A 12,998-nucleotide genomic window follows, 5' to 3' on the forward strand; every position below is an offset into this window, starting at 1 on the left:
TCCGACACCGAGGAGTTCCAGGCATGAGCCGCATCTCGCAGACCGATCCCGAACTCACCCACCGCCTCACCAGACGAGGCATGCTCGGTGTGGCCGCGGGCGCCACCGCCGCCGCGCTGCTGGGCGCCGCCACGGCCCCCGCCACCGCCGCCGAAACCTCTGCCGCCGGCGGTGGACGTCCGGTCCTGCCGCCCGGGCGGCTCGGCATCCAGCTGTACAGCCTGCGCGACAAGGTCTCCACGCTGGGCTTCGCGCCCGTCTTCGCCGAACTGGAGAAGTACGGGTACGACGAGGTCGAGTTCGCCGGATACACCCAGGGCTCCGCCGGGCCCATCACCCTCGCGCAGCTCAGGCGGCTGGCGAAGGACCACGGCCTGAACCCGATCGGCAGCCACGTCGGCTACTACTCCAGCGACCCGAGCTCCTACACCTTCGCCCAGAACCTCACCAAGGTCCTCGACGACGCCCAGGCCCTGGGCCTCAAGCACATAGGCACCGCATCGGGCCCGGGCCGCTACGGCAACACGGTCGACGCCTGGAAGCGAGCCGCCGCGGAGTTCAACACGTACGGTGCGGCGGCCAGGGCGCGCGGCATGAAGTTCTACCAGCACAACCACTCCGACGAGTTCGGCTTCGCCACCGACAACCCCAAGGTCCGTCTCTACGACGTGCTGCTCGCCGAGACCGACCCCGACCTGGTGTTCCTGGAGATGGACATCTTCTGGGCCTACGCCGGCCAGTTCCGCTTCTCGAAGCGGCCCGACGGCAGCCCCGCCCCCTTCGAACCCCTCGACTACGTCCTCAAGCAGCCCCACCGCTACCCGCTCTTCCACGTCAAGGACGGGGTGAGCGACCCCTCCAACCAGTTCGGCTACCGCATGGTCGACGTCGGCGACGGCGACATCGACTACCAGCGCTTCATCGCCGCCGTGACCCGGCTGCGCGGCGAACGCCTCGCCCACCACTGGCAGACCGAACACGACCAGCCGACCGAGTCGTTCACCTTCGCACGCCGCTCCAGCGCCTACCTGCACTCACTGCGCGAGAAGTGCTGACGGCGACACAGGGCGCACAGCACACATGAGGCGGCCCTCCCCGCAATCCCGGGGAGGGCCGCCTCACGCGCGCGTGCCGTCAACCGTCAGCCTGCGGGCTGCGGTTGCGGAGTCAGCGCGTCCGAACTGTTGTGCCCAGGCTGCCGCAGCAGCAGAGCGAGCGCCGCCGCGACCATCGAGACGCCGCCGGCCAGCGCGTACGCCCCGTTGTAGCCCCAGGCCGCGACGACCATGGATCCGAGGCCGCCGCCGAACAGGCCGCTGACCAGCTTTCCGCTGTACACCAGGCCGTAGTTGGTGGCGTTGTAGTTCTCACCGAAGTAGTCCGGGGTGAGCGCCGCGAACATCGGGTAGAACGCGCCGCCGCCGAAGCCGGAGAGGAAGGCGAAGAACAGGAAGAGCCACTCGCTCTTCATCTCGCCCGCCAGGATCACACCGAACTGGGCGAGGCCCAGGACGACGATGACGAACACCAGGGTCGACTTGCGGCCCCACTTGTCGGACAGCCAGCCCACGACACCGCGTCCGATGCCGTTGATGACCGCCATGACACCCATGGAGGACGCCGCCACGAGGGGGCCGAAGCCGACGTCCTTGGCGTAGTCGACCTGGAAGGAGATCCCGAAGATCGAGACACCGGCGGTCATCACGATGGAGATCCACATCAGCGGCAGCATGCCCGTCCTGATGGCCTCCTTGGGCGTGTACTGCTTCGTCGCGGGCGGGTTCTTGGCGAGGCTGTCCGCGCCCTTCTGGGCCCCGGAGAAGGTCAGTGGGTCGATGTCCGCGGGCCACCAGTTCTTCGGCGGGTCCTTGAAGAAGAAGGCGGACCCGAACACCACGATCATGATGTAGCAGCCGATCAGGTCCAGGACGCGGTGGTAGTTCCCGGTGTCGAAGGCGTAGTTGAAGATGAAGATGAACGGCAGCGACCCGTAGGCGAAGCCGCCGTTGACGAAGCCGGTGCGGGCGCCGCGGCGCTCGGGGAACCACTTGCCGACCATGTTGATGCAGGTCGCGTAGACCAGGCCGGCACCGAGCCCCCCGATGACACCGAAGCCCAGGATCGCCAGCAACACATTGCTCAGATGCGACAGGGCGAGGAATCCGACCAGGCACATCCCGGAGCCGGTGTACATGGCCTTGCGGGCCGTCAGGATGCCCTTCTCGCGCAGCCAGCCCGCCGGGAAGGCGATGCCGGCCTGGAAGAACACCCAGACGCTGAGGATCCAGAAGGTGTTGGACTGGGTCCAGCCGTGCGCGTGGGACAGCGTGTCCTCCGCGGAGCCGTAGGCGTATTCGAAGACGCTGATGGCCATCATGGCGATCCACGGGAGGTACACCATGAGCTTGCGGGAGTGGCCGAGGATGTCCCGGTCGGTCTCGCCGATGCGGTAGACGCGGCCTCGGGCGTCGGTCACTTCACGGTAGGGACGGTTCGCGGCTGTCGGATCGGCCGAGAGCGGGTCTGCTGTCATGCTTATGCCATCTCCTCGCCGAGCGGGTGCGGGTTGGGGACGATGCGCCGGGCCTTGGGCCGGCCCGGGGACTTCAGGAAGAGCGCCAGCACCGCGGAGGCCAGGCCGACGGAACCCGCCAGCACGAACGCGCCGTGGTAGTCCCACGCGCCGACGACGACCGCGCCCAGGCCGGAGCCGACGAGCCCGGAGATCAGCTTCGAGCTGTAGACCATTCCGTAGTTGGTGGCGTTGTTGTTCTCGCCGAAGTAGTCCGCCGTCATGGCGGCGAACAGCGGGAAGATCGCCCCGCCGCCGAATCCGGAGACCATGGAGCAGAACAGGAAGAACGGCATGCTGCCCATCTGGCCGGAGACCAGCACGCCGAACTGCGCCGTGCCGAGCACGATGCAGACGATGATGAGTGTGTTGCGGCGGCCGTAGCGGTCGGAGATCCAGCCGATGACACCGCGCCCGGTGCCGTTGACGATGGCCTTCAGGGACATCGCGGTGGCCACGATCCCGCCCGCGAACCCCATGTCCTTGCCGAACGGCACCTGGAAGGCGATGCCGAAGATGTTGATGCCGGCCGTGCACAGCAGACAGAACCACATCATCCACAGGACGGGCGTACGGGCGGCCTCCTTGGGGGTGTACTGCTTGACGGCGGGCGGGTTCTTCTGCAGCGCCCGGCGGATCTTCGGGTCGTCGGTCATCCTCAGCGGGTCGACGTGCGCGGGCCACCAGTTCTTCGGCGGGTCCTTGAAGAACCAGCCGGCCGCGGCCACCACCAGGCACAGCCCGATGCCCGCACAGGCGAGCACGGTCCGGTAGTTGCTCAGATCCATGTACGAGGTGAACAGGAAGACGAAGGGCACGGACCCGTAGGCGAAACCGCCGTTGACGAAGCCCGTCTTGCCGCCCTTGCGCTCCGGATACCACTTGCCGACCATGTTCACGCAGGTCGCGTAGACGAGTCCGGCGCCGATGCCGCTGCACATGCCGAAGCCGAAGTACGCGACGGCCACGTTCGGCGCGAACGCCAGCGACAGATAGCCCAGCAAGGTGCCGACGGCGCCGATCATCATCGCCGTACGGGCGGGCAGCCTGCCGCTCTCCCGCAGCTGCCCGGCGGGGAAGGCCACGGCAGCCTGGAAGAACACCCAGACGCCCATCAGCCAGAAGATGTGTCCGCTGCTCCACAGATGAGCTTCGTGGAGTGTGTCCTCCGCCGATGTGAACGCGTACTCGGCGGAGCTGATGCCCATCATGCCCACCCAGGGCAGGATGACCATCCACTTGCGTGTTCGGCCCATGACGTCGGTATCGGACTCCCCGATCCGGTACACGCGGCCGTTGCGATCCGTCACCTCCCGGTAGGGGACGGACGTCGAGTGGTCGGTGGTTGTCATCGCTCAGCACCCCTTGCATCGAAAGCTCTGGCCAGCGCCCCCTGTCCAATGCCTTTCGCGTGCGCACGGGTCCCGGGGCCGGCCGACCGCACTGTCGGCCGGCCCCGCGCTTCGCTCACCTCATGAACCGCCCCCCAACAGTCCCGCCGCCCGCGCCCACCGGTACTTCGCACCCAGTACGGCCACCGGCTTCTCGGTCGTGTACGGGTAGGCCACGACCCCTCGCTCGTAGAGGTACTGGCAGGCCTCCTCGACCTCGACGTCGCCCGCGAGGGAGGCCACCACGGGCTTCTCGATGCCGCGTTCGCGGAATTCGGCCACCACGCGCGCGGTGAGTTCCGCGAAGACCATCGGGGGAGTGACGATGGTGTGCCAGTAGCCGAGGACGAGCGCGTGGATGCGCGGGTCCTGAAGACCCAGCCGGATCGTCGCCTCGTACGTCGACGGCGGCTCGCCCCCGGTGATGTCGACCGGGTTGCCCGCGGCTCCGAAGGGCGGGATGAACTTACGGAAGGCCTCGTCCAGGTCCGGCGGGATCTCCATCAGGGACAGGCCGTTGTCGGTCACCGCGTCGGACAGCAGCACACCGCTGCCGCCGGCCCCGGTGATGATCACGACGTTGTCGCCCTTGGGGGCGGGAAGCACCGGCAACGCGCGCGCGTACTCGAGCATGTCGTTCAGCCCGGGCGCCCTGATGACACCCGCCTGTCGGAGGATGTCGTCGTACACGGCGTCGTCGCCCGCCAGCGCCCCGGTGTGCGAACCGGCGGCCTTCGCACCCGCCGCAGTACGGCCCGCCTTGAGCACGACGACCGGCTTCCTCGGCACGGTCGCCCGGGCGGCCTCCACGAAGGCGCGGCCGTCCTTGAGGTCCTCCAGGTGCATCGCGATGCACTCGGTGTGCGGGTCCTCGCCGAACCAGGTCAGCAGGTCGTCCTCGTCCAGGTCCGACTTGTTGCCCAGGCCCACGATCGCCGACACACCCGTCTTCGTGGTGCGCGCGAAGCCCAGGATGGCCATCCCGATGCCACCGGACTGCGAGGTCAGCGCGACACCGCCCTTGACGTCGTACGGCGTGCAGAACGTGGCGCACAGGTCCTGCCACGTCGAGTAGTAGCCGTAGATGTTCGGCCCGAGGAGGCGCACGCCGTGCCGTTCGGCGATCGCGACGATCTCCTCCTGGAGCTCGTGCTCGCCGGTCTCCGCGAACCCGGAGGGGATCAGCACGGCGTTCGGGATCTTCTTGCGTCCCACCTCCTCCAGCGCCGAGGCCACGAACTTGGCGGGGATCGCGAAGACCGCCACATCCACCTCACCGGGAACGTCCGTGACACTCTTGTACGCCTTGCGGCCCAGAATGTCATCGGCCTTGGGGTTCACCGGATGGATCTCTCCGGCGAAGCCGCCGTCGATGAGATTGCGCATCACCGAATTGCCGATCTTGCCCTGCTCGCCCGAGGCACCGATCACGGCGACCGACGAGGGCTGCATCAGACGGCGCATGGAGGTGAGGATCTCCTCGCGCGTGTACGTGCGCCGAGGCTTCGGCAACGACTCGGCGAGGATCACCCGGATGTCCGCGGCGACCGCGCCCTCCGGGGTGGCGATCACCGGGTTGAGCTCGACCTCCGCGATCTCCGGGAAGTCCGCGACCAGTTGTGAGACCCGGCGGATCTGCTCGGCGATCGCCCACCGGTCGACGCCCGCCTGTCCGCGCACCCCGTGCAGGATCTCCGCCGAGCGGATCGAGTCCAGCATGGACAGCGCCTCGTCGGCGCTCACCGGCGCCAGCCGGAACGTGATGTCCTTGAGGACCTCGACGAGCACCCCGCCGAGCCCGAAGGCGACGACCTTCCCGAACGTCGGGTCCGTCACCGCGCCGACGATGACCTCCTGCCCCCGCGGGAGCAGTTCCTGCACCTGTACGCCCTCGATGCGCGCGGACGCGTCGTAGGCGCGCGCGTTCTCGATGATCTTGTGGAACGCGGCCCGGACGTCCGCGGCGCCCTCGACGCCGACGATCACACCGCCGGCGTCGGTCTTGTGCAGGATGTCCGGCGAGACGATCTTCATCACCACGGGCCCGCCGAAGCGCGCCGCGTAGGAGACGGCCTCGTCGACGTCGGTCGCCAACTCCTCACCCGGTACGGCGATCCCGTACGCGTCGGCGATCACCTTGCCCTCGGGTGCGGTGAGCGCGGTGCGCCCCTCGGCCCGCACAGTGTCGAGGAGCGACCGCACCCTCAGCTCCCGGTCTTCGGCCATCACGTCAGATCACTCCGTTCGACTTGAGCAGGCGCAGTTCCTCGTCGCCGAGGCCGAGTTCGCCGATGTAGACCTCTTCGTTGTGCTCGCCGAGCAGGGGTGAACTGGTCACCTCGACGGGGGAGTCGGAGAGCTTCAACGGGCTGCCCACGGTCGTGAACTCGCCGCGCTCGGGGTGCGGCACGGTGACGACCATCTCGTTGGCGATCAGCGAGTCGTCCTCGATGATCTCCTTGGTGGACAGGATCGGCCCGCACGGGATGTTGTGGGCGTTGAGCCGCTCCAGCACCTCCCACTTGGGAAGCGTGGAGGACCACTCCTCGATCAGCTGGAACATCTTGTTGAGCTTGGGCAGCCGGGCCTGGGGCGTCGCCCACTCGGGGTCGTCGGCCAGCTCCGGCCGGCCGATGAGCTCGCTGAGCGGCTTCCAGCCGACGGGCTGCACGATGACGTACACGTAGTCGTTGGGACCGCCCGGCGCGCACTTGACCGCCCAGCCGGGCTGGCCGCCGCCGGACGCGTTCCCGGACCGGGGAACTTCCGTGCCGAAGTCGTCGTTGGGGTATTCAGCGAGCGGGCCGTGGGCCAGGCGCTGCTGATCGCGCAGCTTCACCCGGCAGAGGTTGAGCACAGCGTGCTGCATGGCCACGTTCACCCGCTGACCGCGCCCGGTGTGCTCCCGCTGGAACAGCGCCGCGAGTATCCCCGCCACGGCGTGGACGCCCGTCCCCGAGTCCCCGATCTGGGCCCCCGTCGCCAGCGGCGGCCCGTCCTCGAAACCGGTGGTCGACATCGACCCGCCCATGGCCTGCGCGACGACCTCGTACGCCTTGAAGTTGGTGTACGGGCCGTCCCCGAACCCCTTGATGGAGGCATAGACGATCCGCGGATTGATCTCCTGGATGCGGTCCCAGGTGAAGCCCATACGGTCGACCGCGCCCGGTCCGAAGTTCTCGACCATGACGTCGGAGCGCCGGATCAGCTCGGTGAGGATCTCCTTGCCGCGCTCGGTCTTGGTGTTCAGGGTGATGCTGCGCTTGTTGCAGTTGAGCATCGTGAAGTAGAGGGAGTCGACGTCCGGGAGGTCGCGCAGCTGCCCCCGTGTGATGTCACCGGTCGGCGCCTCCAGCTTGACCACGTCCGCCCCGAGCCAGGCGAGCAGCTGGGTGGCGGAGGGTCCGGACTGGACGTGGGTCATGTCGAGGACGCGGATGCCCGCGAGGGCCTTGGTGGGCGTTCCAGTCATGCGGGCCACCTCACTTGTACATCGTCTGGTTCATGGTTCCGGGGGCGTACGCGTCCGGGTCGACCCAGACGTTGATCAGCGACGGCTTGCCCGACTCACGGGCACGCCGCAGCGCCGGGCCGATGTCGGCGGGGTCGCGGACCTCCTCGCCGTAACCGCCCAGCATCTGCGCGAACTTGTCGTAGTGGACGTCGCCGAGGGTGTTGCCGACCCGCTCGCGCTCCAGGCCGTACTTCTGGGCCTGGCCGTAGCGGATCTGGTTCATGGAGGAGTTGTTGCCGACGATGCCGACGAAGGGGAGGTCGTAGCGGACGAGGGTTTCGAAGTCCCAGCCGGTGAGGGAGAAGGCGCCGTCGCCGAAGAGGGCGACGACCTCCTTGTCGGGGCGTGCCTGCTTGGCCGCGAGGACGAAGGGGATGCCGACGCCGAGGGTGCCGAGCGGGCCCGGGTCCATCCAGTGCCCGGGTGACTTGGGCTGGACGACCTGTCCGGAGAAGGTGACGATGTCGCCGCCGTCGCCGATATAGACGGAGTCCTCGGTGAGGAAGTCGTTGATCTCGCTGACCAGGCGGTACGGGTGGATCGGCGAGGCGTTCGACTTCAGGCTCGGCAGCCGCTTCTCGAGGGCGGTCTGCTCGGCGGCACGCAGCTCGTCGAGCCATTCCTTGCGCTTGGCTGCCCCGCCGTTGAGGCGCCCGGAGGCGGCCTCGGTCACCGACTTCAGGACGAGTCCCGCGTCGCCGACGATGCCGAGGTCGATGTCGCGGTTCTTGCCGACGGTGCGGTAGTCGAGGTCGATCTGCACGACGGTCGCGTCGGGGGAGAGACGCTTGCCGTAGCCCATGCGGAAGTCGAAGGGCGTGCCGACGATGACGATCACGTCGGCGCCCGAGAAGGCGTACCGGCGCGACAGCTGGAAGTGGTGCGGGTCGCCGGGCGGCAGGGTGCCGCGGCCCGCCCCGTTCATGTAGGCAGGGATGTTGAGGGTCCGTACGAGGTCGATCGCCGCTTCGGTGCCGCGGGTCGTCCAGACCTGGCTGCCGAGCAGGATGGCCGGCTTCTCGGCGTGCACGAGCAGGTCGGCGAGTTTCTCGACGGCCTCGGGGTCGCCGGCCGAGCGGGTCGAGGCGCGGTAGGCGCCCGCCTTCGGCACGCGCGCCTTGCTCACCGGCACCTTGGCATCCAGCACGTCGCGCGGGATCTCCAGGAAGGAGGGGCCGGGCGCACCGTGGAAGCACTCGCGGAACGCCATGGACACCATGTCCGCCGCGCGCGCCGTGTCCGGTACGGCCGCCGCGAACTTGGTGATCGGCGTCATCATGTCGACGTGCGGCAGGTCCTGAAGGGACCCCATCTTGTGCTGGCTGAGGGCCCCCTGGCCGCCGATCAGCAGCATCGGGGACTCCGCGCGGAATGCGTTGGCGACACCGGTGACGGCGTCCGTGGTGCCCGGGCCCGCGGTGACGACCGCGCAGCCGGGTTTGCCGGTGAGGCGGGCGTAACCGTCGGCGGCATGGGCCGCGACCTGCTCATGGCGGACGTCGACGACCTCTATGCCCTCGTCTACGCAGCCGTCGTAGATGTCGATGATGTGGCCGCCGCACAACGTGTAGATGCGGTCGACCCCCTCGGCCTTGAGCGCCTTGGCAACGAGATGACCACCGGAAATCACGTCCTGGGTGTCGTCGGGCATGGCGAAGTCCTGTCCCTTCGTAGGGGTTCGAACTGCTCTCGCGGTACATTGCATACAGTCGACGAATACTGTATGAACCTTGTTATCCCGCATCCGGTGGGTGGTGTCCAGGGGGCGTGCGGCACTTTTGAGTCAGGAGCCGGAATGGACCTGTACGAGCACCAGGCAAGGGAACTCTTCGAAGAACACGGCATTTCGGTGCCGAGGGCCGAGGTCACCGATTCTCCCAAGAAGGCCCGTGAGATCGCCCGCGCACTCGGTGGGCGCGTAGTAGTGAAAGCTCAGGTCAAGACAGGCGGGCGCGGCAAGGCGGGCGGTGTGAAGCTCGCCGCGGACCCGGCCGCCGCGGAGCTCACCGCCCGGCAGATCCTCGGTATGGACATCAAGGGCCACACGGTCCGCAAGGTGATGCTGGCCCAACCCGTGGACATCGAGACCGAGTTCTACGTCTCCTATGTGCTCGACCGCGCGGCGGGCCGCTTCCTCGCCATCGCCTCCGCCGAGGGAGGCATGGAGATCGAGGAGGTCGCCGCAAGCCGACCCGAGGCGGTGGCCCGTGTCCACATCGACCCGGCCGAGGGCGTCACCTCGGCGAAGGCGAACGAGATGGCCGAGGCGGCCGGCCTGCCCGCGCAGACGGTCGACGTCCTCGTACGGCTGTGGGAGGTCCTGGTCCGCGAGGACGCCCTCCTCGTCGAGGTCAACCCGCTCGTGCGGACCGCGCAGGGACACATCCTCGCGCTCGACGGCAAGGTCACCCTCGACGACAACGCCCTTTTCCGGCAGGCACGTTGGGGCGCGGAGCACGTGGAGCACGACGACCCCCTGGAGACGGCGGCCGCCGCCAAGGGCCTCAACTACGTCAAACTGGACGGCGAGGTCGGCATCATCGGCAACGGCGCGGGCCTGGTCATGTCGACCCTCGACGTCGTCGCGGGCTGCGGCGCCCGACCCGCCAACTTCCTCGACATCGGCGGCGGAGCCTCCGCCCAGATCATGGCCGACGGGCTCTCGCTCATCCTGTCCGACCCGGCCGTCAAGTCGGTCTTCGTCAACGTCTTCGGCGGGATCACCGCCTGTGACGCGGTCGCCGACGGCATCGTGCAGGCCCTGGACAGCGTGCGGTTGACCAAGCCGCTGGTCGTGCGGCTCGACGGCAACAACGCCGCCCGCGGACGCGCCATCCTCGACGAGCGCGCGCATCCCCTGATCCAGCAGGCCACCACCATGGACGGCGCCGCCGGCCGTGCAGCCCAACTCGCCACCAGCGGCTGAAGGAGCCCGACATGGCCATCTACCTCACCAAGGAGAGCAAGGTCCTCGTCCAGGGCATGACCGGCGGCGAGGGCATGAAGCACACCCGGCGCATGCTCGCGGCCGGCACGAACGTCGTCGGCGGCGTCAACCCGCGCAAGGCGGGCCGCACCGTCGACTTCGACGACCGCGGTGTCCCCGTCTTCGGATCGGTCGCCGACGGCATACGGGCGACCGGCGCCGACGTCACCGTCGTCTTCGTGCCGCCCGCGTTCGCGAAGACGGCCGTCGTCGAGGCCGCGGACGCCGGCATCGGCCTCGCTGTCGTCATCACCGAGGGCATCCCCGTCCACGACTCCGTCGCCTTCCACGCCCACGCCAAGGCGAAGGGCACGCGCGTCATCGGCCCCAACTGCCCGGGCCTGATCACCCCCGGACAGTCCAACGCGGGCATCATCCCGTCCGACATCACCAAGCCGGGCCGCATCGGCCTGGTGTCCAAGTCCGGCACGCTCACCTACCAACTCATGTACGAACTCCGCGACATCGGCTTCTCGACATGTGTCGGAATCGGCGGCGACCCGGTCGTCGGCACCACCCACATCGACTGCCTGGCCGCCTTCCAGGACGACCCCGACACCGAACTGATCGTCCTCATCGGCGAGATCGGCGGCGACGCCGAGGAACGCGCGGCCGCCTACGTCCGCGAGCACGTCACCAAGCCCGTCGTCGGCTACATCGCCGGTTTCACCGCCCCCGAGGGCAAGACGATGGGCCACGCCGGCGCGATCGTGTCCGGCTCCTCGGGCACCGCCCTGGCGAAGAAGGAGGCCCTGGAGGCGGCCGGGGTGCGTGTGGGAAGCACACCGACCGAGACGGCGAAACTTGTGCTCGCATGTCTCGAACGCGGGCGCGCGGCCGCTCATAGTTGATGTGAGGCGACCGTGACGCACCACCGCGCGCGTCACGGCGTCCTTCGTACGACGTCCGCGCACGGCAGTGCGAGCCGGCGCGCGACGAGCCATGCACCCCCCGCCCCCGACTGTGCACCGAGAGCGGAGAAACCCCTATGGCAACCACCCTCACCCTCAAATCAGGCACGTCCTGGGCCGACGCCTGGCAGCGCTGCCTGTCCGTCGCCCCGGAGGCCTTCCAGGACGACCGCGTCCTCAACCTCTGGAACTCCGCCTGGCAGGCCGACGGCCGGGCCCTGCCCGCCACCAGCCCCGTCGACGGCAGCCCCATCGCCGGACCGCCCCGCCTCGACCGCGAGACCGCACACCGGGCCGTGCGCGCCTCGCTCGACCAGCACCGCGCCTGGCGGCACGTCCCCCTCGACGAGCGCCGCGCCCGTGTCGCGGCGACCCTGGACGCACTCACCGAGCACCGCGAACTGCTCGCCCTGCTCCTGGTGTGGGAGATCGGCAAGCCCTGGAGGCTCGCGCAGGCGGACGTCGACCGGGCCATCGACGGCGTGCGCTGGTACGTCGACGGTATCGAGCCGATGATCGACGGGCGCACCCCGCTGGACGGCCCGGTGTCCAACATCGCGAGCTGGAACTATCCGATGAGCGTGCTCGTTCACGCCATGCTGGTCCAGGCACTGGCAGGCAACGCGGTGATCGCCAAGACCCCGACCGACGGCGGCCTCGCCTGTCTGACCCTGGCCTGTGCGCTCGCCGCGCGTGAGGGGATTCCCGCCACCCTCGTCAGCGGCAGCGGGGGCGAGCTGTCCGAGGCGCTGGTACGGGCGCCCGAGATCGGCTGCGTCTCCTTCGTCGGCGGCCGGGACACCGGCGCGGCCGTCGCCACGGCCGTCGCCGACCTCGGCAAGCGCCATGTACTCGAACAGGAAGGACTCAACACCTGGGGCATCTGGAACCACTCGGACTGGGACGCGCTCACCGCGGTGATCCCGAAGCTCTTCGACTACGGCAAGCAGCGCTGCACGGCGTACCCGCGCTTCGTCGTCCAGCGGCAGCTGTTCGACGAGTTCCTGGCGGCCTACCTCCCGGCGGTGCGCACGCTCAGGGTGGGACACCCGCTGGCGGTCGAGCACAGCGACGACCCGTACCCGCAGCTGGACTTCGGGCCGGTCATCAACGCGGCCAAGGCCAAGGAGCTGCGCGACCAGGTCGCCGAGGCCATCGACCGGGGCGCGGTCCCGCTGCACCGCGGCAGCGAGGCCGACGGCCGGTTCCTGCCCGGTCAGGACACCTCGGCGTACGTCCATCCGGTGACGCTGCTCAACCCGCCCCCGTCCTCACCCCTGCACCACGCGGAACCGTTCGGCCCGGTCGACAGCATCGTCCTGGTCGACACGGAGGCGGAGCTGCTGGCCGCGATGAACGCGTCCAACGGTGCGCTGGTGGCCACCCTTTCCACGGACGACCGGGCGACCTTCGACCGGCTGGCCCCGCAGATCCGGGCGTTCAAGGTCGGCCACGGCAAGCCACGCTCCCGCGGCGACCGCGACGAACTGTTCGGCGGCTTCGGCGCGTCCTGGCGCGGCGCCTTCGTCGGCGGCGAGCTGCTGGTGCGCGCCGTGACCCAGGGCCCGGCGGGAGAGCGGCTGCCGGGGAACTTCCCGGACTACCACCTGATGCCGTGACAGAG

The 12,998-nt window shown here is 69.0% G+C and carries 9 protein-coding genes; 4 read left to right on the forward strand and 5 right to left on the reverse strand.

Going from position 1 to position 12,998, the window contains the following annotated elements; genetic code table 11:
- Positions 1–23 precede the first annotated feature (23 nt).
- Positions 24–1,055 carry a sugar phosphate isomerase/epimerase family protein gene (locus tag ABT254_RS13705; RefSeq protein WP_351468220.1) on the forward strand — a complete coding sequence of 344 codons (1,032 nt, stop codon included), beginning with the start codon at positions 24–26 and terminating at the stop codon, positions 1,053–1,055.
- Between the two features lie 86 nt (positions 1,056–1,141).
- On the opposite strand, the gene ABT254_RS13710 is transcribed toward ABT254_RS13705, so the two are convergent.
- The 5 genes from ABT254_RS13710 to ABT254_RS13730 form a co-directional block, all read right to left on the reverse strand.
- Complete coding sequence (locus ABT254_RS13710) at positions 1,142–2,533, reverse strand: OFA family MFS transporter (protein WP_351468223.1); 1,392 nt, start codon at positions 2,531–2,533, stop codon at positions 1,142–1,144.
- 2 nt (positions 2,534–2,535) lie between these two features.
- Positions 2,536–3,924, reverse strand: a complete 1,389-nt coding sequence (locus tag ABT254_RS13715; protein ID WP_351468226.1) for an OFA family MFS transporter — start codon at positions 3,922–3,924, stop codon at positions 2,536–2,538.
- 120 nt (positions 3,925–4,044) lie between these two features.
- Positions 4,045–6,189, reverse strand: coding sequence for an acetate--CoA ligase family protein (locus ABT254_RS13720; protein WP_351468229.1), 2,145 nt, complete (start codon positions 6,187–6,189; stop codon positions 4,045–4,047).
- Positions 6,190–6,193: 4 nt separating this feature from the next.
- On the reverse strand, positions 6,194–7,435 hold the full coding sequence (gene frc / locus ABT254_RS13725) for a formyl-CoA transferase (RefSeq protein ID WP_351468231.1): 1,242 nt from the start codon (positions 7,433–7,435) through the stop codon (positions 6,194–6,196).
- 10 nt (positions 7,436–7,445) lie between these two features.
- Complete coding sequence (locus ABT254_RS13730) at positions 7,446–9,128, reverse strand: thiamine pyrophosphate-binding protein (protein WP_351468234.1); 1,683 nt, start codon at positions 9,126–9,128, stop codon at positions 7,446–7,448.
- A gap of 144 nt (positions 9,129–9,272) precedes the next feature.
- On the opposite strand from ABT254_RS13730, the gene sucC reads away from it, so the two are divergent.
- The 3 genes from sucC (at position 9,273) to ABT254_RS13745 (ending at position 12,993) form a co-directional block, all read left to right on the forward strand.
- On the forward strand, positions 9,273–10,403 hold the full coding sequence (gene sucC / locus ABT254_RS13735; protein ID WP_351468237.1) for an ADP-forming succinate--CoA ligase subunit beta: 1,131 nt from the start codon (positions 9,273–9,275) through the stop codon (positions 10,401–10,403).
- Positions 10,404–10,414: 11 nt separating this feature from the next.
- A complete protein-coding gene (gene sucD / locus ABT254_RS13740; protein WP_351468239.1) occupies positions 10,415–11,314 on the forward strand; it encodes a succinate--CoA ligase subunit alpha in 900 nt (299 codons plus the stop codon).
- Between the two features lie 137 nt (positions 11,315–11,451).
- On the forward strand, positions 11,452–12,993 hold the full coding sequence (locus ABT254_RS13745; protein ID WP_351468241.1) for an aldehyde dehydrogenase family protein: 1,542 nt from the start codon (positions 11,452–11,454) through the stop codon (positions 12,991–12,993).
- The last annotated feature ends 5 nt before the right edge of the window (positions 12,994–12,998 follow it).

The organism is Streptomyces sp. NPDC001137 (genome assembly GCF_040298885.1).
In the GTDB taxonomy this organism is placed as follows: domain Bacteria; phylum Actinomycetota; class Actinomycetes; order Streptomycetales; family Streptomycetaceae; genus Streptomyces.